Source organism: Leuconostoc carnosum (assembly GCF_014207505.1).
Taxonomy (GTDB): domain Bacteria; phylum Bacillota; class Bacilli; order Lactobacillales; family Lactobacillaceae; genus Leuconostoc; species Leuconostoc carnosum.
Genome location: NZ_JACHGL010000016.1, coordinates 1 through 1,180 on the forward strand (window position 1 = coordinate 1; position 1,180 = coordinate 1,180).

1 protein-coding gene is annotated in these 1,180 nt (G+C 39.0%); it reads left to right on the top strand.

Features of this window, described 5'->3' with window-relative positions; translation table 11 throughout:
* Positions 1-78 precede the first annotated feature (78 nt).
* Positions 79-1,148, top strand: a protein-coding gene (locus HNQ98_RS09180) for an IS3-like element IS1163 family transposase (RefSeq protein ID WP_105451717.1) whose coding sequence is annotated in 2 segments (ribosomal slippage) — positions 79-307 and positions 307-1,148 — 1,071 coding nt in all. Because the reading frame shifts where the segments join, the coding sequence is not laid out codon by codon here.
* Positions 1,149-1,180: the final 32 nt, after the last annotated feature.

The window sequence follows — 1,180 nt, forward strand, 5'->3', positions numbered from 1 at the left end:
TGCTCCTATCCTAGTATTTGGTACATAAATTTCTGAACAGTTGTGCCATAATTAATAAAACAAGATAGGAGCATTCCAATGAAACGATATCAAGATGATTTTAAAGCCAGCATTGTGAAGATGCATCGTGAAGAGAAAAGATCTATTCGCTCGCTTTCCGAGGAATACGGTGTTTCTCCAGCCGCAATTCATAACTGGGTTAAAGACGCTAAATCAGTTGAGCTAGAAGACGGTACTGAAGTAACGTCCAAAGAATTCAAACAACTTCAAAAGGAAAATCAGCGATTAAAGGAGGAACTTGAAATTTTAAAAGCTGCGGCGGTGTTACTGGGAAAGCATTAGGACGAATTAATTGCCTTGTCTTCATAGAAGATCAGTTATTACGACACCGCTTATCAATTATTCTTTCGGCACTGAAATTACCGCGCAGCACCTATTACCATTGGAAAAGATATCAACCTAGTCAACACGAACGTGTTGATAATCAGCTCAAAGAAAAAATTAAATTGATTTGGGAAAATAATTATCGTGCCTATGGTTATCCACGAATAACGATGGTGCTTCGCAAGTCAGGCATCTGTGTTGGGTCAAAACGAATTTTACGATTAATGAGGGAAATGGAGATTCACTCTTTAATGAATCGGCGATTTAAAAAACCTGGCACTCATGTGGATCATTCGCAACGCCCCAATTTAATCAAGCACCAGCCCAATGCAAGGATATGGCGTGCTGACATTACTTATTTGGAATTACGTCCAGGAACCTGGGTTTATCTCAGTTCTATTTACGAACCAAAGGTTCATCAAGTTCTTGCTTTCAAGATTGGTCGTCAGATGGAGGCGACGTTAGTTGTAGAAACGATTAATCAGGCGCTTGAATGTCATCAAAAGCCACAATATTTTCACTCTGACATGGGTTCACAGTACACCAGCAACGAAGTTGAAACTTTACTTGAACGGCATCAGATTAGCCACTCATACTCAAAACAAGGTTATCCTTATGATAATGGGCCAATTGAAGCTTTTCACTCATTGTTGAAGAGAGAGTTTGCCTTTCAAACAACTTTTTCCAATTTTGAGGACTTGGTAATCCGAACCTCAAATTACATCAGTTGGTTTAATTCCGACAGAATTAGAACGAGTGTTTAGAAAAAGATGTGCCATTTATTGACATAGGAGCA